Here is a 19,030-nt window from a genome sequence, read left to right on the forward strand (position 1 = left end):
GCTCGAGAGCGGTGGCCGTCGACCGATCTCCTCGAGGTACACGCACTCCCGACCGCGATCTCGGATCGGTCGCCGTCGACTCTCCGGAAGGCGAGGTAGCGGATGCGTTCGACGTGGGTACCGCGCCGGGTTACCGTCGGTCGGTCACTATGATCAGACCGAGTTACTCCCTCGAGGGGAATCGGTGAACCGTTCGCATCGGCGGGAATTAGTGGGGTCTCGGTCTGCGGATACACAGACCGATGGGTCGCGGTCGTGGACGGTCTCGACCTCGTGCAGGCTACGAGTCGATTCCTCACTTTCTGTTGGACCGATGGTGCGTCGGAGCGCGGGGTCGATGCCGCAAGTCGACGGAGTTGCCGTCACCTCGGGGAACGTTGGACGGGGAACTCGAGGGTCCGAGAGGCGTTCGTCACTCGAACTCCGTTAGGCGTCGTTCGTGTCCGACCGCCATCATGACAGCTCTCGACGAAACGGTTTCCCTCGAATTCGAGCGACTGCCCTCGGACACATAAATCACATATCGATATACAAAATTCCGGAATCGATTTCGGTGGTCGAAGTGGGAGATTCGGCCGGGGCAGACGCTCTCGAGGTGAGTATCGATCGTTTCGAGAACGGGAGGGTTAGTTCGGGAGCGCGAGTTCGGTCTCGGGGGCACCGTTCGCGATCGCCGATCGCACCGCGGCGACGGCGTCGGTCACCTCTGACCCGTTCTCGAGCAACACCGTCTCGCTGGGGAACAGCTGCTCGCCGAGCACGAGGCCGTGCTCGCGGGCGGTAGAACCGGTGACCGTCAGGTAGACGCCCAGCCCCGCGTCGGCGATTGCGGCCTCCTCCTCGCGGCCCTCTGTCGGGTAGCGAAAGTCGACGCCGCCGAGCGTCTTCGTTCCCAACACGGCCTGTACCAGCCGTTCGTAGCGGGGTTCGATACAGAGCGGTCCCTCGTAGTCCTCGAGGAAGTCGCGGTCGATCGGCGCCTGTTGGGGCGCCGTCTCCGGGGTCGCCATCAGCGTGTGGTAGACGGTGTCACCGAGCCCCGTGACGACACGGACGTCGGTGTCGACGGGGTTGATCCGGGCGTTGACGTCGGCGATCCGGTTCAGCGGTTCGGGACGGAGTTCGACGACCTCCTCGAGGACCAAGTCGGCGCTGTCGAACCCGAGCGCGAACTCGTGGGTCCGCAGCGCGCGGAACGGCTCCTCGCGGCCGACGAGCTGGATCTCGGTGCCGTTCCCGTCCTCGAGGGGAATCGTGACACTATCGAAGACGATCCGTCGAGGCTTGCCGGCCCGGTCGTCACGCAAGAGGGTGTACTCGGGCTCGGTCGGATCGTCGACGGTGCTGTAGGTGGCGAGGCGATGGTAGACGTCCGCCTCGGCGTCGAGGCGTCCCTTGGTGAGGGCCTTTTCGTGGCGGAGCGTCGAGGTGATATCGTCCGCGAGGGCCGGTACGTCGAGGCGCGTGGCAATGCGATCGAGCACGCACTCGAGCGGGCGACCCTTTCGCGGAACGGCAATCGGAATCGTCTCGCCCATCGACCGGTTCTCGGCCGTCGAGCGGTAAACGAGTTGCGTTTCGGGCAGGAATGCTAGAGGTCGACACGATCGCCGATCTCGACGAGCTCGAGCCGATTCGGATACTCGAAGCTCTTGGCGTGGTGGTGGAGCACCTTCGGATCGGACGTCAGGCCGCGCCACATGTCCCAGTGACTCGGCAACAGCGCCTCGAGCTCGAGGCCGGCGGCGGCCTCAACGATCTGGTTTTCGTCGTTGTACCACCGCGTCCGCTTCGGTTCGCCGGTCTCCTTGTCGGGAATCCGCCCGACGGTGCCGAACGCGAGCGCGCCGAGGTCGATGTCGTACGCCGAACCGATCCGCTCGAACTCTTCGGACGGTTTGGTGTCGCCACCGTGGAAGAAGGTGCCGGCGTCGTGTTCGACGACGTAGCTGACGGGGTGGGTCGCGTCGGGATCGTTCGCGTCCTCGATGTGGACCGTGAACTCGCCGATCTCGATCGTCTCGCCCTCCGCTACCTCGACGAGCTGGTCGTCCGCGACGTCGTACTCCTCGGTCCAGGACTCGTCCTCGCGGGCGACGGTCAGGCTGTCGTCGGGCGCGTAGAACGTCGCGCCCGCGTTCTCGAGGATCGGCGCCTGGCTCGGGCCGTGGACGTGGTCGGTGTGTTCGTGTGTCGCGAGGACGGCGTCGGCCTCGTCGATATCCTCGGGGTCGAACGGAACGGGGATCATCCGCACCGTTCGAGGGGGATCGCCCACGCCGACGTACGGATCGATGAAGATCGTCGTCCCGCCGCTGCCCTTGAGCACGAACCCGTTACAGCCGAGATACCAGACGGCGACGCCGTCGGGGGCGGCGTCCTCGATCTCGCGGACCAGCCAGTCGTCCCAGTCGCTGGATGTCATACTCGAGGATGTGCGAACCGGCTGGGTAAGTGTTGTGTCTCCCGGCTCGGTACCCCTCCGAGTCACGCCGACCGACGGTTGGTTCGACCTCGGGCTATTGTTGGTTACAGACCTTCCACTGCCGGGTGAATCTTGATGCGGAGTCGTTCCGGTGTGACTCACACATGTCGAACGATTCCATCCTCCCGACCGGACAGCGACGAGACGTACTCCAGACTGTCGGCGGGCTCGCCGGGTTCGCGCTCATCGGCTCGACGTCGGCGGCCGGTGCCGGCGACGACGGTGACGTAGAGGGGGACGGCGCGACCGAGAACGGCCGATACGCCCTTCCCGAACTCCCCTACGAGTACGACGCGCTCGAGCCGTACATCGACGAACGGATCATGGAACTCCACCATAGCGCCCACCACCAGGCGTACGTCGACGGCGCGAACGCCGCCCTCGAGACGTTCGAGGAGATGCGCTCCGAGAGCGACTACGAGGACGTCAAGGCCGCCAAACGGGACTTCTCGTTCAACTTCTCGGGACACATCAACCACACCATCTTCTGGCAGAACATGAGTCCCGACGGCGGTGGCGAGCCGGACGGCGACCTCGGGGCCGCGATCGACGAGGGGTTCGGCTCGTTCGAGGCGTTCCGCGAGGAGTTCACCGCCACCGCGGAGAACGTGGAGGGCGACGGCTGGGCGATGTTGTTCTACGAACCGGTCGCGGATCTCCTGTTCATCGGACAGGCCGAATCGCAGAACGGGCTAGCCCATCAGGGCTCGATCCCGATTCTCACCCTCGACGTCTGGGAGCACGCCTACTACCTCCAGTACGAGAACGAGCGCGGGAGCTACGTCGAGGAGTGGTGGAACGTCGTCGACTGGGACGACGTCTGCGATCGTTACGAGTTCCTGACGCAGGTCGAGGCCGGAAAGGGCAAGGACGACGACCACGCCGACGAGACGGACGGGTAATCGGCGCAACCGTCCTCGCGGCTGGCCTGTGGGATTTGAGACGCTAGGACCGCACGTCGGCGACGATCGCGCCGAAGCCGACGACGAGAACGGCGATATCGACCGACGGGGCCGGCGACCGGGAGCAGCGACAGCGCCGAGGGGACGATCGTTCCCGCGAGCAACGCGGCCCAGCGGTTGTCGGTCCCGAGGCTCACCGAGACCAGCACGGCGCCAACGATGAGGACGACGGCCAGCCCGAACAGTCCCGGAACGACGACCAGCAGTCCGATGGAGCGAACACGAAGAGAAGCGCGCCGATGGCGAGCGTCACTACGGCTTCGGCGACGAGTTCCCCGGCCGGGGACGCAAGCGGATCCGCCGTCTGGGCCGCGGCAGGCCTAAGGAGAAGCCAGCATGCGACGGACGCAATCACGAGGAACCGGCGCTCGAGTGACACACGCCGAAATAGTCACTGGAATATCATATACGTTCTGACCGAAAACGGGCAACCCGGTTACCAGGTGCCGTGGAACGTGTCGAACGAGAGGTTCTCGAGCGGCTCGTTGCCGACGGCGATCTCGTACTCGCCGGGCGTGAGCATCGGCTTGTGGAACTGCGGGCCGTCGTCGGTCGTGATGCGGGGACAGCCGGTGTTGACGAACGCGTCCATATTGAAGTTCCGCAGGCGGTCGGGCGTGACTTCGTCCATCGTGATGAGGTAGGCGTCGTCGTTGTCCGCGAGGATCTCCTGGGCCTGATCCCAGCGACCCTGTCCGATCTTCGTACAGAAGATGACGCCCCACTTCTGGGCGTCCATCGCCTTGTGAACCGAGGCGTAGCGCTGTTTCAGGAACTTTTCCGTATCGGCGACCGTGACGACGTTGTTGACTGGGTCGGCGATGACGACGTGTTTCTCGGGGTGTTCCATCGCCAGCCCGAGCGGGTGGAACTTTCCGCCACCGACGTACAACACCTGATCGGCAGGGACGTCCGCGCTGGCGTAGTTACAGCCAAGGACCTGTCCCTCGTGGGTGAGCCGTTCGTCGCCGCGACGGCTCTGGACATCGTACCCCCGCTCTTCCAGGAACTCGGTCATCTCCTCGTAGCGATTCATGTGCTGGGCGGTCGTGACGAGGCCGACACCCTCCGTCTCGTCGGGATCCTCGAGCGTGTCGAGGGCTTCCTCCATGATCGGCTGTACCTCGACGTTCGAGAACAGCGGCACGTAGATCACCTTGTCCGTGTCCTTCATCGGCGAGTGACCGAAGTGAGCGAACACGTCGGTGCGTTTCATGAGGTAGGTGTCGAGGTCGCAGGCGCCGTAGCAGGGCTGGCCCGAGAGCATGAACGTGACGTCGTCGTCGGCCAGTTCCCGGAGGTCGTCGGCCACCTTCGGGCCGCGGCGTTTCAGTCCCTCGGGGAACTGCAGGCCGACGGTCTCGGCGTCTCGTTCCTCGATCGCCTCGATGATTCGCTCGAGTTCGTAGTCCCACTCCCGGTCGTGCTTGAGGCTCATCCCCACGTTTCTGAGGTCTCCCTCGCTGTACTCCGACTCCTGGCTCATTGTCTCCGGTTACGGCCACGGACGTATAACGGCGGCGTTTCCCGGACGACTGCCGACCACTCTGGCAAACATACACTCACTATTTCATATATAAATAGGCCAAAAAGTCATGGTGGTGGAGTTAAAATCAGGGAGGCATGACAACGGAACAGTCCCCTGACGGCTCCCTCCTCGAGCTCTACCGGCGATACGTCGGCGAGCCCGAGGGGTACACTGACGTCTACGTCGGGTTCGGCCTCTTTTTCGGCGGAATCGGTATCGGAGCGACGGCCCTCCTGCTTTTCCTCTGGGGAAGCACCTACGAGGCACGGACCCTCGAGAGCGCCTACTACGACCTGCTCCAGCCGGCGTACGCGCTGGGGCTGCTGTCGCTGCCGGCGACGATGCTCGGGGTGGTCGTCCTGTTGCCCTCCGATCGGCGAACGCTGTATGCCGCGGCCGGCGGTGCGACGATCACTGCCCTCGCTGTCGCCGGTTTCGTGTACGCGTACCACTGGTACTTCGTCGGCGACGTCGACTACACGGTAGAGATCGTCACCACGTACGCGGTCGGTCTCACCGGGCTCATCGCCTCGACCGGTGCCGCGCTGGTCGGTCACTACCTCGAGCTGGCGCGCCGGGCGGAGTCGGCCGAAGCCGACGAGGAAGACGACGCCGACGACGGACTCACGATGGAGGACATCCGCGAGGACATCGACGCCGCGATGGCCAGCGTCGACCTCTCCTGGGGCGGCGTCGAGAAGACCGACCACAAACGTCTCGAGTTCGACGACGACGGGTTCGACGACGTCTCGATGGATCCGGAACAAGGGACGACGACGATCCGTTCGTCGGGGGTCGACGACGCGGTCGCGGGCCTGAAGGGACTTCAGGGCCGGGAGACGAAGACGACCGCCTCGAACTCGACCGTCGACGACCAGACGGCGAAGCTGACCGAGCTCCGCGAGCGAAAGGAGCGAAACGGGGCCGATACCGGCTCGAGCAGCGTCCTCGACAGGGTCGTCGCTCGCGTCCGCGCGCTGCTCGATCGATCGTAGGCCGCCGTTCTCCTCGGATAGTTCATAAATCAACACATTCTCGCCATTAAACTTATAACCAGACAGGTACGTTTGGCGGTATGGCCAAAGGCCTAGACGTCGGCACGATGAATATCCTGTCGGCACAGCAGGACGGAAACGACACGGTGTTCGTACAGCAACGCAACTCCTTCGTGGAGATCGGCTACTCGGATATGGCCGAGCAGATGCTCGCTAGAAGCGAGGTGTTACACATCCGGAAGGACGACAAGGTGTACGTCGTCGGCGACGACGCCCTGAACTTCGCGAACATTTTCAACAAGGAGACACGCCGCCCGATGAAACACGGAATCCTCTCGAACGACGAGCAGAGCGCGATTCCGATGATGAAACTCATCTCTACACAAGAAGCGAGTAGTCCTCTATAACATTACGACCTCAGAAGTGTAGAAACCAACTATCACCGCTCATCGATCCTTACTCGAGTCGATCAAGCGCTCCGATTAGAAGGCTCTCACAGCTGCTCAAGAGCTTTGATACTGGATGGAGGTGATCCTACTGACCAATAATGTGAGTTGCTCTTTCGACCTTGTTACACATAATCAGAGCTACTCCGGTCATGCAGGGTCTTTAATGCGCCCTATCTTGAACTGAACCCAATGTCGGACATACCTAACCAGTCAGACAAGACGCCTCAAGACACGAACTTCGATGGGAACCAGCGTAACAGTGAGATCCTGACCGCCCTCAGCAATACCCAGCGACGGCGTATTCTTCACTATCTGAGGGAGGTAGACTCTGCTTCTCGAGATGAAGTAGCTGATCGACTGATTGCGTGGAAGCATGATTCCCCGCCTGATGATGTCTCAGACGAAACAGTAGAGAGACTCAAAGTAGAGCTTCATCATAACCATCTCCCCCAGCTCGAGGGCTCACAACTCATCGAGTACGATAGACGCTCTGAGGAACTTCTGGTCCGTGATCTTCCCGAACTCGCTGAACAGTGCCTTGAACACTGTGAAACGGCTGACCTCTCATCCTAATCTTCACTCGATGAACTCTCTCCACTGATCTACCTTCTCAGTCTGATCATCGAATACTCCGAGCTTGGAGAGATCATCGATGATCGATTTGTCGTACCGTCTCAACTGAGCGAGGAGAGTATTCCGAGTCTCCTTGCTCGAGTGAGCCGTCTCGATGACTTGGATCAGCCCTTCCTCCTCGATGTAGACCGACGCTTGCTCTACGATATCCAGCTTGATAGCGACTCGATGAGCTAACTCGCGATCGATCCGATCCCGATCATCATACTTTGCTCTCAATCGCTCGAGGATGGCCTCAGTCGTTCTTTCGATCTCTGCCTGTCTCTCGGGTTCGAGTGACTCGTAATAGCTCTCAGGATCGCTTCTGAGTCCATGAGTAGCTCCGTTACGATTCCCGGATGGGGCTCCTGCATTACCCCCGTGGAACTTACATCGACCCTCACCGAGATGATCCGTTCCATGTCCTGCTCTCTGAGAGCAGTAGCCGATGAACCGGACTGTTCCATCATCATCCCGATTGATCCGTTTCCCGTTACACCGATAGCCGGGATCTACAGTCGGAACGCTCTCTGATCTCTCACCGATCATCTCACCTTCATCCTCGAGACTCATCTCATCACCCCTATGAGATCGACTGTAGATATCGAGGATGACTGCTCTCGAGGATGCTCAGGCATGGTATTGAGACGATATTCTACTCTGCTGTGATCGGATTCTCTTTGACTCATAGGCTCTCAGTTGGCTCTCAGTGGATCGGATTCTTGGCTACTGTTCTCCCTTCGGATGATGATGAGTCGGATGAGATGGAGAGTGAGGGCTACCAGAAGACTGTCTCATCTCCAATCTCTTTCGAGGAGAGATGCTCACTGGTAAGGAGATGTTCTCGAAGCTCCTTCTGATCCATCTCATCGAACTCATCAACGATCTCCTCGAAGCCCACAACTGGATTATCCCACGTACCAGTCTGCTCGATGACCCACTCATCGACTTCCGTTCCGTACTTCTTGGCTCTCTCGTAGTCGAATCTACGCCCTGTCATCTCACCACCAAACGTAGTGATCGCCAATCTGCTTACTCGAGACAGTGGGCTCATCCCGGAGAAGCTCCAGAGCTACATCGACAGGGAGATCCTGTTCCTCAGCAACCTCCTCTGTAGTGACTACCGGATTCCGGTGATGGTTCACATTGTGCTTCACTGCTTTCCGGACGTTTTTCTGACGTTCTGTGAGGTCGTCACTCATCGTCATCACCCTGAGCACCAGAGCCGGGTTCGGGGATATCCATATCGGAGCCGTCAGTATCGACGTTAGTCGTAGAGAACCCCGTGTAGACTCCATCATCAGACTGGCCGGAGTTGGCTTTCTCTCGCTCTTTCTGCTCCCGCTTTCGCTCCTCCCGGATTCGCTTCATCTCCGAATTGAAACGGCCTTTCTGCTCCATTAGATCAGGCGTTCGTTCTCGCTCAACCTCGATTGTATCCTGATCATCTCCCCGAGCACCGCTACCGGGCGATGGGATGGAAATCTCCTCAGTATACGTCTCAGAGTTACTATCTCGATTGACCTGAGTCGTATTCGAGTTCGTTCGAGAGCCTGCAACGGGGATCTCAACAGTGCTCTCAGAGTTCGAACCCTCGAACTCCTCAGCGACCTCTCGCTTCTGCTTGGGAGTCATCTCCTCGAGAGCAGATTCAGGGATCGAGGAGTTAGCTCGAATGCGCTGATTGAGCTGTTCCTCCTCATCAGCAGTGTTGGCCTTGGCTTCGAGCTTAGCCTCGAAGCGAGCAACCTCCTTAGCGAACTCCTCTCCACCAACTCGAAGCGCGTTCTCCACGATCGGACTTGCCATGTATCATACACACTCATCGAGAATGATAACGGTAACGGCGAAAGCCATGATAATACTCTGATCACAGCCTGTATCCACGATATCGTCTCTTTCTACTTCCCTCTTTCCGCTCTGATCTGAAACAGCCGCATACCAAATATCGAGAGGAACAGTTAGGGAGCCTTATTGGACCGTTCAATCAACCCCGGTCGTGGTCCCAATCGAACTGTTTCGTCGATTTTTGCAAGAGCGCGATTCTTCTACTCGGGTGTTGATTTGAATAACAGTCCTCTGTAATTAACACCGAGAAGAATACTTGCTAACATCGATAAGTTTTTGGAGATGGTGAGTCTCTGTTGTTGTTATGGATCGACGTAAGGTGCTGCTGGGTTCAGGTGTTGCTCTTTCAACAATCCTCGCAGGCTGTGGTGGTGAGACCTCTGATGATGAAAACGGGGCAGACGACAGTGCTGACGATGATACCACGGACGATAATGGGGATGACGACGCGAATGGAGGGGACAATGGGGATGACGACGCAAATGGGGAAGATAATGGCGCTGACGACGGTGCCGATGAAAACGGCGAAGACCCTGAAGAAGTACTTGAGGACGAAGATACTGAGTCTACCCGGGACGGGCTTGAACTACTCGAACACGAACTCGTTGGAGATGAATTTTCGGCCTCAGTCGAAGGTGTCGTCGCAAATAACACTGGAGAAGAACTCGATTACGTCGAGGTCGGTGTTGTGCTGTACAACGCTGAGGGCCAGCGGATCGCTGATTCCTTTACAAACACCACCGATCTCTCAGACGGAGAAGAATGGGCATTTGAAGTGATGACCATGGAGGAGATGGATGAAATCGACGACTATACGATTGCAGTGACGGATAGCCCGTTCTAAGGCCTTCACCAACTACACGGCGTGCTTCTTATTATTTGGTTGCAATAGAGCTTCTGAGATCGGAGAGTGTGGATCCAAAATGGATGATGGATCCACCCGATCGTGCAAGATCCTACTGGAAACGCTCGAGTTGATCCGAGGAGTCAAATCCTCGGTATCATCCAGTAGATGATCCACCACCTTAGGGTCATCGGCGATATATCATTCTGATCAGAGATATCTAATCGATTTAGAGGAGGGTTGAGAGCACACTTCTCTGTGGTACAGTGAGAAGCATTATAGGAAACCGTACAGTACTGGTTAGCAGAGAGGTTGCAATTATGGTTTATGAAAACCAAACCGCGATTTCGGTTCCAGTTGAAACCAGAGATCGAGTCCAAGCTGCTAAAGACGAGATGAACCTCAGTTACCGGCAGTTCTTCGAATTAGCAGCCCGAGAACTGCCTGAAAGCGAGGGTGAGGATCAGTCGTGAGATCCTCAACTCGATGGGGACTCTGGATGACCGGAGCCCTATGCTTCTATGGGCTTTCAGAGCCCGTAACGGCTCTCCAGATAGTCTTTGGAGTACTGTGGGTAGCTTTCCTCATTCTAACCATCGAATCGCTTCAGAACGAACTGAGCCAACTTACAGAGCAAGCTCGATGATGCAGGGATTGATCGGGAGAGTAGGGATCTCCCGGGATGCTGAGGATGGATGGGATGGCTCGGTCAGTTCCGGATTGAGCTGCCTTATGCCGCATCGAGCGACTGAACTTCGACCGTCAATCGATCAATCGAGCCATGTCAACCATAGATAGCGGTAGCCAAAGGAGTTTCGCTGGGAGTGAGCCGTCTCTCGTACCAGAAGGCGGCGTACCGATCGATGAGCTATCAGGAGAGAAGTTCCATGCTCATGTTCGGTACGCTTCCGAAGATTTTGATTCCTTCCAGGAGATGTCCCTAAGATCCGTCTCAGAACATATCCCGGAAAGCGCGAATTACGTCAGTACAGGAATTTACTTTCTCAACGAGGATCAGGAGGATCGAGTCCATGAGAGAGTTCCACCGAAGGAAATCCAGAACAAGTGTCTCGATGACGGTAGAGTACTCTGCTCGGTCATAGCCGAGACGGATGATCTTGAGGATGGAAAGACTGTCAGAGAGTGTATAGAAGCTCTCGAGGCCTTCGCTGAGGAGTGGTTGGGAATCAGTGAGTATGGTCTCTATCACTCCGGAAATCGATCAATCCATCTCGAGACCGATCGGTATGTCACTGTAGAAGGCCTCCCACGGCTCAAGGAGGAAGCTGAGCAGTTCAATCAGTACAGTGAGGTCAAACTCGATACGAGTGTCTACGATCCAAACAGTGTATTCCGAATCGAGGGAGCAGAGCATCGAAAAACGGGACTCTACAAACGAGAGATCCCCTCCGACTCCGACCGATCAGATATCACTCGTAGAATCACCGATCAGATATCACTCGTAGAATCACCGATCAGACTGAGAAAGAGACCTTCCATGATCTCCCGACTCCCGAGGAACACATCGAAGAATCCCATCTCGATAACGATCGATGGGACCGATCGATTCAGAAGCATCCCTACTATACTTCATCCACTAACAGCCATACTACAGCACCACAACCACATTGTTGTCCAGGAGATGTAAGTATAGAGTCTATACCCCAAGAATTCGATGACCAGTTGCTTTGGGGGTACTTAAAGAAAAAGGAGGATCAGGACTATCTCGGACTCGATCGGACTCCGGACTACGAGGAGATCGTTCCCTTCTCTCCATACAAGAAGTCGGGGGAGGGGAGCGCCCGCTCTCTGATCGTTGCTAAGCAGGTTGATGGCCTTCTCTGTCGGAGAGATGATCAGAAGAAGGTCTACCTCCCTGCTGAGATCAAATCCGCTGTAGGCGGGGGAGACGGCTCTTACAGTCGATCGGATACTGATACCACACTGATCGAACTGTCGAAGCAAGATTACGCTAAGTGGGACTACGAGCCGGGAGATTACGTCGTTATCATCGGAGGGAGATCGGGATCATCTCGTATCTTTAATCCCGATGAGAAGACAGCAGGGAGAGTCTACGGAAAGCTCAATCGAGAGGGACGTGAGGCTGCTTTAGAGTTCCTCTCGGAGAGTGGTTACGAGGTAGGAGAGAGTGGTTACAACGGAGATCGATCTGCTGTGAGTAGCAGTAGTGGAGAGACTGAAGCGATGAAAATCAAACACGGGATAGAGAACGGGACTCGGGAGAAAAGCTACGATAACGTCCTGAGAGTGGTCTGTCGGCTGTTAAAGGTTGATGGATGGGATTCAGCCTATCAGTGGTGTAGAGACGTATTCGGCTCTGAATTCGATCCAGAGAGGACATATCAGCAACTCAGTGGACTCGTAGAGTATTACGACGACTTAGATGATGTGAACGTTCCCGAGAAGGGTGATCATCGATGAGTCTGAGTGATCCCTCGGAGGATCTTGATCGTATTCGTTCAGCGAGGGAGGGCAGTACCGAGAACTCGGATAGCCCTGCTATTCTCGAGTGTCCTGTTGAGGGATGTGGCCGGGTAACCGTCGGTGATCGAGTTGGTTTATTCTCCCACGTTGCTCAGAGCAGTGATGAGGCTCACTCCGGACTCGAGCTGAACGATGAGTTTGAGGTAGTCGAGAGAGGCTCAGATTCGTCTGAGAGCGATTCCTCGAAGAAGGATGATGGAGATACTATCGATAGTCCGGAGTCGCCTGATGAGCCTCTCAACGTCTCATGGGGACCGGCGGATTCAACGGACTCATCCGAACGATTACATAATAGGGCTTCCGACTGTCCTTGGTAATGAACCTCCCCGATCTCTCTACTCGACAGCAGATGACTCTCATAGGGGTAGCAGCGTTCCTGATCATCACCGTCCCTGATCTGATATATATGTGGCACGGTGAATCAGGTCTACAGTCCACTTCCATCTCGATTTCAGGACTTCTCACTCTCGCTCTTGTCGTTCTATACTTTCAGCAGTACTCTACTCAAAGCAAGCAAACGGATCTGATGGAGGATCAACAGTCAGTTCAAAAAAGACAAACGAGTATCATGGAGGACCAGCAATCTATCTGGGAAAGACAGGCTGAAATCATGGATCAGCAGCGGTCGATCCAAGAGACACAGAACGAACTGATGGAGCGGAGATTGGACTCATCGGTTGCTCGAGTGGGAGAGATTACTGCTGATGGGGATAAAATCCACCTTAGCCTGAAAAACTCCGGTAGAGGGGCTGTGAAGTTAATGTATCTCCGAAGTGAGATCATAGGAGACACAGGTTCAGTAGAGGTTGAGCCGGGATATTCTCAGCTGACTGCTGTGGAAGGTGATTCCTCTTTGCCACCCTTCTCCCCTCCGAAAGAGTACAAAGCGAGAGTAGAGATAGGTCAGACTGGATTAGATGGTAGAGTCAAGGGCTATCCTTTCAAGAAAATCTCAGGCGATTTATCTGAGGCACAAATGGAGGAAGACATAGGAGAGCTGAAGGTTAGGTTCACACTCGAAATTAACGATGAGAACACTCGCCCTGAAGATTTTGAAACTGTGAAGGAATTCGAACTCGGAGAACAGGAAATCAGAGTACCTGAGGAGGAAAGACACAAACGTGATGGCGATGACTTAGTAGTGCCACAATCACAGACCTTTTCCGAATCGATTAAGCTGGTAATCACACCGGGAGCTACAAACATTCTCCCTGAGGATACTGATCTACTACAGAGTAGCTAATCCTCATATCGCCATGAGAAGCGATACAATCGATCCTATTTCTCCGTAGTGGAAATAGACTCACTTCTCGAAAAGATCGATCAGAACGGAACTCAGCGGTCTTAGAATCGATTGCAGTAGTTAGTCGTCAGTAACTCCGAACTGACGGAACGCTTCCCTCACGTCATCGTTGATCAACTGGAGGTACTCACTGGTTCTCTCGATATCAGCATGGCCCATATGCTTCTGGAGGTTCCTGATATCGATCCCCGACTTCAGAGCATGAACAGCATGGCCATGACGTAGAGCATGACAGGTGATCCGGTATCGCTTTCGACCTTGCTGATCCTCATACATCACCTCCTGTATATCAGCGTTCTCAGCGGCCTCTTTGATGATATTCCCGAGTCGATCCTTCTTCAGCTCCCCCTTCTGACCGAGGAATAGGTGATCGGACTCAGCAGCAGCGAGGTAGGAGTCCCGGTAGCCCCCATCGATCCATTGCTCCATCAGGAGATCGAGAGACGGTTGATAGAACACAGTCCGACTCGATTGAGTTTTCTGACTCCATATCTCGATAGACCTCTCCTCTCGATTGATATCCTCGAGTTCGATCGATACGAGTTCAGAGCGACGGACTCCAGTTTGAAACATGAGTCTGATGATCAGTTCGTTCCGGAGAGTTGGCTTTGGAACGTTCTCAGTCATCAGCTCTACATCCTCAGGAGTGACGTAGATCACCTCGCTCTCATCGAATTTCTTCGAGGAGTTCCCGTTCACGTAATCCTTCCTCGAGAGCTTCTCAAACGGGGAATCATCGTACTCATCGATATCGGTGAGGAAGTCGTATAGCTCTCGGAGGGATTGGTACTTCGAGGCCACAGTGGAAGGAGCGTAGCCCTTGCTGTTCTGCTCGAGGAGATAGCTCTCAATCTGGAGCCAATCGAGGGATGCACAGTCCCCATACCCCTGATCCTCCAGCCACTCATTGTAGTCCCTGAGATCGACTCTACGCCGCTTGAACGTTCCCTCTGACTTCATCCCCTTCACCCGGTCCAAATGTCGCTCTATGTGGCTATCCATCGGCCTAAGCCTCCTTGTAGAAGCGAGGCTCATCTCCGTTCTCGTAATGCTGAGCCCATCCCTCGATCTCCTCGTTTAGAGTGAGGGAGTGGACTTGGCTCATATCCTCACGGAGCTTCTCGAGAGCCTGCTGAACCCGATGCTCGCTTTCTTCAAGCTCATGAGCGATATCCTCAGGCTTCCCCGTGTGAGAGATCGGAGTCCTTGGATCGGGACGGGCTCCCGACTTCTGAATCTTCTTCTCATAGCTGATCAACTCATCTCGCTCAGGGAGAGCAGAGAACACATCCGAAGCGAGCTTCTTGATCTCAGGATCCTCTCTCACTTCATTCTCGATCGAGCCGACCCGGTTATCGAGTTCATGGATTTGACCCTCCATCCGATTGATCCCCTCGAGAACTTCTGATAGCTTCTCAGTGACGTTCTCAGAGGCTTCTCGAGACGATGAGTCTCCTTGAACCTCCTTCTGGATACACGTCCTCAGGAACTCACTGAAGCTCCTGAAGCCTGCTTCATCAGCGTATTCCTCCCACTGCTGCTTCTGTTCCTCCGATGCTACGAAATTGACCTGAGTCCGTTTGGCTGAGTTCTCTGAGTCTCCCATCGTTCTGACTTCGAGTTCAATGGCGATGTTGAAGAAGATTACTATACCGACGAATCGAGATGAAACTCATCATCCAGCAGGTCGTCGGCGAACCCGACCGCCCCGGCGAGAAGGTGTACTTCTCGACGCCCGCGGATCCGATCGACTCGGAGCTCTCGACGCTGTACCACCAGAAGACGATCGAGTCGTTCCTCGGCGATATGGGGTACGAAGCCGAACCCATCAACGAGGGGATGTCCGTTATCTACAGCGAACTCGCGGACAACAACTTTACCGGGCTGGGAATCAGCTTCGGCGCCGGGATGACGAACGTCTGCCTGGCGTACTACGCGGTGCCGGTGATGAAGTTCTCGGTCGCCCGCGGGGGCGACTGGGTCGACGAGCAGGCCGCCCGCGCGACGGGGACGCCGGTCGACAAGGTCACCTCGATCAAGGAAGACGACTTCGAACTCGACTTCACGACCGACGTCGGCGGGGTCGAGGGCGCGCTGTCGATCTACTACGAGAACCTGCTCGACTACGTCATCGAGAACATCGTCAGCGAGGTCGACGAGGAGGACATCGAGGAGGGACCCGACATCCCGGTCGTCGTCACGGGCGGGACCTCGAGCCCGCGCGGGTTCGAGAAGCTGTTCCGCGACCACCTTCGCGAGGCGAGCATCCCGTTCTCGATCAGCGGCGTCTCCCACGCCAGCGAACCGCTGTACAGCGTCGCTCGAGGCGGGCTGGTCGCGGCTCGCTCCGACGAGGATGTCGATCACGAGGAGTCCGAACCCGAACCGGAGCCGGAAGCGAAACCGGCGCCGCCGAGCGAGTGAGCTGCTGCGGGCTGTCTCCGTACTGAACGTTTTCTCGAGCCGGCCCGTTCGTGCTCCCGGCCGGCTCGATACGCCGTTTTCGACCGAGCAGCGGTAGTGTCGTTCTCGCGGTCGATCGCCATCCCCGAGCCATGCCGTTCAACGCCAGCATATTACTTCTGTGCATCAGAAATGTTTTTGTATGCAGGCCATGTATGCACTCGCAATGAGTACGACGTCCGGTCCCGAACTCGAGTCGCCGATCGACCGCTGTCGACCTGCAGACGTCACGCCGGTCACGATCGAGGCGACCGCACTGGAATCGACCGCGCCGGAGTACCTCCGGGAACTCAAGCGCGACCTGCACGGCGAGGGGCTCTCGCCGACCGAACTCATCCTCGAGGCCTGTTTCGACGAGGACTGCTCGCTCGCCACCCAGGACGAGGTCGACCGCATCCGGAGCTACGTCCGAGCCGGCGCGTTCCTCGGCGTCGACGCCGTGACGGTGTCCGCCGACGCCGTCGCGAACGCCGAGAAAGTCCGACCCGCGCTTGCGGCCTGCGCCGAACGCGCGGACCGGGAGGGGATCGCGCTCGAACTCGACGCACCCATTACGCTCGAGCCCTGACGCCGGCGTAATGTCCGGTCCCTCCCGGCGAACGCTCGCCCGTCGGCTCGAGTCGCTGGCTGACTTCGCCGAACCGTCGGCCTCACTCGAGCAGTACCTGACGCCGCCGGAGGTCGCCGCCCACCTCTGTCACCTCGCCGGGCTGCAGGAAGACCTCGAGCGCCGGGTGATCGATCTGGGCACCGGAACGGGGATGCTCGCGGTTGGGGCCGCGCTCTCGGGGGCCGACCGCGTCGTCGGGATCGACGTCGACGCCGACGCGCTCGCACTGGCCAGGGAGAACGCCGGGCGGGTCGGCGTCGCCGACCGCATCGACTGGCTTCGCGGCGACGCGACGCGAGTCCCGCTCGCTTTCGGGGAGGCGACCGTCGTCTCGAACCCGCCCTTCGGCGCCCAGCGGGGCAACCGCCACGCCGATCGGGCCTTCCTCGAGACAGCACGGGAGATCGGGACCGTCTCCTATACGATTCACAACGAGGGGAGCCAGTCGTTCGTCGAGTCGTTCGTCGCCGACGCCGGCGGTACCGTCACCCACGCGTTTCGCGCCGAGTTCCCGATCGAGAGGCGCTTCGACTTTCACACCGAGAGCGAGCGCACGCTCGAGGCCGAGGTCTTCCGAATCGAGTGGGACTAATCGTACGTCTCTTCGGCTGCGATCGGAACCTCGGTCCCGTTCGAAACCGCGTAGATCGTTCCGTCCTCGCGTTCGAACGCGATCCCGTCCGCGGTTGCCAACTCGTTCTCGGCGGGAACCGGTACGATTGCGGTCTCGTTCTGGTGGCTCACCTCGAGCAGGAACTCGCCGTCCTCGGTCGCGACGGTCACGTTCCGGTCGTCGATCCGCGCGTCGGCGGTCGACTCGGTCGATTCGTGGGCGAGCTGGCGCTCCTCGCCGCCGCCCTCGAGCCAGACCTGGTAGACCGTCTCGTTGCCGACGGGCTCCCAGCCGGTTCGCTCGACGGTAACGCCCTCCCGCCAGCCCGGCCCCCCGACGTACACCGTCTCCTCGCCGCTGAACGCGAGCTGCTGGCTCGACACCGCGTCGAGCCAGACCTGGTGGCGGTCGCTCGAGACGATTACGCCGCTCGACTCCATCGAGACGGCCTCCTCGAGCGGACCGACGGCGACGGGCGAGACGAGCTGGTTCTGAGCGCCCTCCTCGTAGGTCACGGTGTAGCCCTCGATCTCGACGGCGGCGTCGGCGGTCGTCTCCCCGTCGATCACGAGGAGGTTCGTCGGGACGGCGACCCCGGCCAGCGAGGCGGTGACGAGCAGGACGGCCAGAAACGCCGCCCGCTTGTGGTGTCGGCGCCCGACGTTCGCTCCCCCGGCTATCGCGGCGACGCGCTCGAGGCGGGCGCCGGTTCGGTCGGCGCTCCGCCGGGCGAGTTCGAGCGCGCGGTCGGCTGTCGTTCGGTCGACCGATCCCTCGCTTCGGCGGAGGCGACGCGGGAGCAGCGGCGTCGCGGAGCCGGTAACCGCAACCGTGACGACGACCGCGAGGATCGCCACGACGACGATCCCGGGGCCACGCAGCAGGACGAACGTGTTCTCGCCGCCGAACCAGTAGATCGCCCACAGCGACTTGCCGAATCCGAACAGCAGGATGGCCAGCCAGAGATGGAGGGGGTTCGGGCGTCGGCTCCGTCGCTCGAGCACCAGCACGCCGAGGACGATCCCGATAAAAAAGCCGAGGCCGTGGCCCTGGATGGCGATCGTCGCCCACGACGGCGGCTCCGGGGGGCTCGCCTCGGCGACGTGGACGGTGATCGGGCTCTGGAGGGCCTGCAACACCGTCAGCAGCGCTCCCTGCAGGCCGACCGTCCCGATCAGGGTCGGGATCGGGTAGTGGACGATCGCGAAGCCGGCGAACGCGAAGACGATCCCCGAGAAGCCGATCACCGGGCCGAGCGCGAAGAGGCTGGTCGCCAGCCCGACGGCGACGACGACGAGGGGGAACACGACCAGCGCGCGCACTCGAGGGTCGGCCAGCCGCGAGCCCCGCTCCTTGTCCGGGTAGTGTCCCCAGGCGTACTCAGCGATCGGTGCGACGACCGCGGCCCCGGCCAGGTTTCCCAGCAGGTGGCTCGGACCGGCGTGGGAAAAGGACGCGGTGAGCATCCCCAGCGGAGCGAAGTACGACCAGGCGCGGTAGGGAATCGTGACGGGATCGGCGAAGTCGGTGATCCCGTCCTGGACGAACAGGTAGACACAGCAGACCCCGACGAGGACGACGATCGACCCCCAGGGAACGCCCCACAGGAGTCGGGCCCGTGCGGCCTCGCCCCAGGGCCGCTCCGGGCGGTAGAGCCGTCTGACGACCGCCACCGAACCCAGCAGCGTCGCCAGCACGGCGAGTCCGAAGCCGACCGCGATCGGATCCATACCCAGTGGTTCGACCGAACCCGTATAGGAATTGCTGCCGTGCGGGGGTCGAAAAGGAAAGGTACAAGCGCCCGACGGCCCCA

The 19,030-nt window shown here is 58.6% G+C and carries 19 protein-coding genes and 2 pseudogenes; 11 read left to right on the forward strand and 10 right to left on the reverse strand.

The annotated features are described in order from the left end of the window. Positions 1 to 626: 626 nt before the first annotated feature. The gene (locus QA600_RS08485; RefSeq protein WP_278291515.1) at positions 627 to 1,538 is read right to left on the reverse strand and encodes a hypothetical protein; all 912 of its coding nucleotides are present in this window, start codon (positions 1,536 to 1,538) and stop codon (positions 627 to 629) included. Between the two features lie 53 nt (positions 1,539 to 1,591). Further along, positions 1,592 to 2,425: an MBL fold metallo-hydrolase gene (locus tag QA600_RS08490; protein ID WP_278291516.1), complete on the reverse strand. Its 834-nt coding sequence runs from the start codon at positions 2,423 to 2,425 to the stop codon at positions 1,592 to 1,594. A gap of 164 nt (positions 2,426 to 2,589) precedes the next feature. On the opposite strand from QA600_RS08490, the gene QA600_RS08495 reads away from it, so the two are divergent. Further along, a complete protein-coding gene (locus QA600_RS08495; protein WP_278291517.1) occupies positions 2,590 to 3,387 on the forward strand; it encodes a superoxide dismutase in 798 nt (265 codons plus the stop codon). A 496-nt stretch (positions 3,388 to 3,883) separates the two neighbouring features. Here QA600_RS08495 and dph2 read toward each other — a convergent pair whose 3' ends face one another. Continuing rightward, entirely contained in the window at positions 3,884 to 4,933 is a 1,050-nt protein-coding gene (gene dph2, locus QA600_RS08500) for a diphthamide biosynthesis enzyme Dph2 (RefSeq protein ID WP_278291518.1), read from the reverse strand. Positions 4,934 to 5,070: 137 nt separating this feature from the next. Here dph2 and QA600_RS08505 point away from each other — a divergent pair, with 137 nt between their 5' ends. From QA600_RS08505 to QA600_RS08515, 3 genes and pseudogenes are all read left to right on the forward strand, one after another. Continuing rightward, positions 5,071 to 5,970, forward strand: a complete 900-nt coding sequence (locus QA600_RS08505) for a permease (RefSeq protein WP_278291519.1) — start codon at positions 5,071 to 5,073, stop codon at positions 5,968 to 5,970. 80 nt (positions 5,971 to 6,050) lie between these two features. After that, positions 6,051 to 6,440, forward strand: a pseudogene (locus QA600_RS08510) (hypothetical protein); the annotation flags it as partial. A gap of 168 nt (positions 6,441 to 6,608) precedes the next feature. Further along, complete coding sequence (locus tag QA600_RS08515) at positions 6,609 to 6,992, forward strand: hypothetical protein (RefSeq protein ID WP_278291520.1); 384 nt, start codon at positions 6,609 to 6,611, stop codon at positions 6,990 to 6,992. Between the two features lie 3 nt (positions 6,993 to 6,995). On the opposite strand, the gene QA600_RS08520 is transcribed toward QA600_RS08515, so the two are convergent. The 4 genes from QA600_RS08520 to QA600_RS08535 form a co-directional block, all read right to left on the reverse strand. Then, positions 6,996 to 7,604: a hypothetical protein gene (locus QA600_RS08520; RefSeq protein ID WP_278291521.1), complete on the reverse strand. Its 609-nt coding sequence runs from the start codon at positions 7,602 to 7,604 to the stop codon at positions 6,996 to 6,998. 205 nt (positions 7,605 to 7,809) lie between these two features. Further along, positions 7,810 to 8,031 carry a hypothetical protein gene (locus QA600_RS08525; RefSeq protein WP_278291522.1) on the reverse strand — a complete coding sequence of 74 codons (222 nt, stop codon included), beginning with the start codon at positions 8,029 to 8,031 and terminating at the stop codon, positions 7,810 to 7,812. Between the two features lies 1 nt (position 8,032). After that, entirely contained in the window at positions 8,033 to 8,233 is a 201-nt protein-coding gene (locus QA600_RS08530; protein ID WP_278291523.1) for a hypothetical protein, read from the reverse strand. After that, positions 8,226 to 8,840, reverse strand: coding sequence for a hypothetical protein (locus QA600_RS08535; protein ID WP_278291524.1), 615 nt, complete (start codon positions 8,838 to 8,840; stop codon positions 8,226 to 8,228). The genes QA600_RS08530 and QA600_RS08535 overlap by 8 nt, the downstream gene beginning before the upstream one ends. A 343-nt stretch (positions 8,841 to 9,183) precedes the next feature. Between QA600_RS08535 and QA600_RS08540 the strand changes: the two genes are divergently transcribed. From QA600_RS08540 to QA600_RS08555, 4 genes are all read left to right on the forward strand, one after another. Next, positions 9,184 to 9,723, forward strand: coding sequence for an FxLYD domain-containing protein (locus QA600_RS08540; protein WP_278291525.1), 540 nt, complete (start codon positions 9,184 to 9,186; stop codon positions 9,721 to 9,723). A 781-nt stretch (positions 9,724 to 10,504) separates the two neighbouring features. Continuing rightward, the gene (locus QA600_RS08545) at positions 10,505 to 11,371 is read left to right on the forward strand and encodes a hypothetical protein (protein ID WP_278291526.1); all 867 of its coding nucleotides are present in this window, start codon (positions 10,505 to 10,507) and stop codon (positions 11,369 to 11,371) included. Positions 11,372 to 11,406: 35 nt separating this feature from the next. Then, entirely contained in the window at positions 11,407 to 12,165 is a 759-nt protein-coding gene (locus QA600_RS08550) for a hypothetical protein (protein WP_278291528.1), read from the forward strand. A 379-nt stretch (positions 12,166 to 12,544) separates the two neighbouring features. Next, positions 12,545 to 13,471 (forward strand): hypothetical protein, encoded by a 927-nt coding sequence (locus tag QA600_RS08555; RefSeq protein WP_278291529.1) that lies wholly within the window; start codon positions 12,545 to 12,547, stop codon positions 13,469 to 13,471. 120 nt (positions 13,472 to 13,591) lie between these two features. Here QA600_RS08555 and QA600_RS08560 read toward each other — a convergent pair whose 3' ends face one another. Together QA600_RS08560 and QA600_RS08565 are read right to left on the reverse strand one after the other, a co-directional pair. Further along, on the reverse strand, positions 13,592 to 14,566 hold the full coding sequence (locus QA600_RS08560) for a tyrosine-type recombinase/integrase (RefSeq protein WP_278291530.1): 975 nt from the start codon (positions 14,564 to 14,566) through the stop codon (positions 13,592 to 13,594). Further along, complete coding sequence (locus QA600_RS08565) at positions 14,538 to 15,137, reverse strand: hypothetical protein (RefSeq protein ID WP_278291531.1); 600 nt, start codon at positions 15,135 to 15,137, stop codon at positions 14,538 to 14,540. Before QA600_RS08565 ends, QA600_RS08560 begins: the two co-directional genes overlap by 29 nt. 59 nt (positions 15,138 to 15,196) lie before the next feature. On the opposite strand from QA600_RS08565, the pseudogene QA600_RS08570 reads away from it, so the two are divergent. The 3 genes and pseudogenes from QA600_RS08570 to QA600_RS08580 all read left to right on the forward strand — a co-directional run. Continuing rightward, positions 15,197 to 15,955: pseudogene (locus QA600_RS08570) on the forward strand (hypothetical protein); the annotation flags it as partial. A gap of 205 nt (positions 15,956 to 16,160) precedes the next feature. After that, positions 16,161 to 16,562 carry a hypothetical protein gene (locus QA600_RS08575; protein WP_278291532.1) on the forward strand — a complete coding sequence of 134 codons (402 nt, stop codon included), beginning with the start codon at positions 16,161 to 16,163 and terminating at the stop codon, positions 16,560 to 16,562. 10 nt (positions 16,563 to 16,572) lie between these two features. Then, positions 16,573 to 17,196 (forward strand): METTL5 family protein, encoded by a 624-nt coding sequence (locus QA600_RS08580; protein ID WP_278291533.1) that lies wholly within the window; start codon positions 16,573 to 16,575, stop codon positions 17,194 to 17,196. Here the strand turns inward: QA600_RS08580 and QA600_RS08585 are convergent. Then, positions 17,193 to 18,947, reverse strand: coding sequence for a rhomboid family intramembrane serine protease (locus QA600_RS08585; RefSeq protein WP_278291534.1), 1,755 nt, complete (start codon positions 18,945 to 18,947; stop codon positions 17,193 to 17,195). The two genes, QA600_RS08580 and QA600_RS08585, sit on opposite strands and share 4 nt — an antisense overlap. Positions 18,948 to 19,030 lie beyond the last annotated feature (83 nt).

The organism is Natronococcus sp. A-GB1 (assembly GCF_029688845.1).
Classification (GTDB): Archaea; Halobacteriota; Halobacteria; order Halobacteriales; family Natrialbaceae; genus Natronococcus.

Excerpts from the sequence above, each read along its gene's own strand:
- QA600_RS08530 (WP_278291523.1), bottom strand. The coding sequence starts at position 8,233 with ATGAGTGACGACCTCACAGAACGTCAGAAAAACGTCCGGAAAGCAGTG.
- QA600_RS08575 (WP_278291532.1), top strand. The coding sequence starts at position 16,161 with ATGAGTACGACGTCCGGTCCCGAACTCGAGTCGCCGATCGACCGCTGT.
- QA600_RS08555 (WP_278291529.1), top strand. The coding sequence starts at position 12,545 with ATGAACCTCCCCGATCTCTCTACTCGACAGCAGATGACTCTCATAGGG.
- QA600_RS08505 (WP_278291519.1), top strand. The coding sequence starts at position 5,071 with ATGACAACGGAACAGTCCCCTGACGGCTCCCTCCTCGAGCTCTACCGG.
- QA600_RS08495 (WP_278291517.1), top strand. The coding sequence starts at position 2,590 with ATGTCGAACGATTCCATCCTCCCGACCGGACAGCGACGAGACGTACTC.
- QA600_RS08535 (WP_278291524.1), bottom strand. The coding sequence starts at position 8,840 with ATGGCAAGTCCGATCGTGGAGAACGCGCTTCGAGTTGGTGGAGAGGAG.
- QA600_RS08525 (WP_278291522.1), bottom strand. The coding sequence starts at position 8,031 with ATGACAGGGCGTAGATTCGACTACGAGAGAGCCAAGAAGTACGGAACG.
- QA600_RS08580 (WP_278291533.1), top strand. The coding sequence starts at position 16,573 with ATGTCCGGTCCCTCCCGGCGAACGCTCGCCCGTCGGCTCGAGTCGCTG.
- QA600_RS08515 (WP_278291520.1), top strand. The coding sequence starts at position 6,609 with ATGTCGGACATACCTAACCAGTCAGACAAGACGCCTCAAGACACGAAC.
- QA600_RS08540 (WP_278291525.1), top strand. The coding sequence starts at position 9,184 with ATGGATCGACGTAAGGTGCTGCTGGGTTCAGGTGTTGCTCTTTCAACA.
- QA600_RS08545 (WP_278291526.1), top strand. The coding sequence starts at position 10,505 with ATGTCAACCATAGATAGCGGTAGCCAAAGGAGTTTCGCTGGGAGTGAG.
- QA600_RS08565 (WP_278291531.1), bottom strand. The coding sequence starts at position 15,137 with ATGGGAGACTCAGAGAACTCAGCCAAACGGACTCAGGTCAATTTCGTA.
- QA600_RS08485 (WP_278291515.1), bottom strand. The coding sequence starts at position 1,538 with ATGGGCGAGACGATTCCGATTGCCGTTCCGCGAAAGGGTCGCCCGCTC.
- QA600_RS08490 (WP_278291516.1), bottom strand. The coding sequence starts at position 2,425 with ATGACATCCAGCGACTGGGACGACTGGCTGGTCCGCGAGATCGAGGAC.
- QA600_RS08560 (WP_278291530.1), bottom strand. The coding sequence starts at position 14,566 with ATGAGCCTCGCTTCTACAAGGAGGCTTAGGCCGATGGATAGCCACATA.
- QA600_RS08520 (WP_278291521.1), bottom strand. The coding sequence starts at position 7,604 with ATGAGTCTCGAGGATGAAGGTGAGATGATCGGTGAGAGATCAGAGAGC.
- QA600_RS08585 (WP_278291534.1), bottom strand. The coding sequence starts at position 18,947 with ATGGATCCGATCGCGGTCGGCTTCGGACTCGCCGTGCTGGCGACGCTG.
- dph2 (WP_278291518.1), bottom strand. The coding sequence starts at position 4,933 with ATGAGCCAGGAGTCGGAGTACAGCGAGGGAGACCTCAGAAACGTGGGG.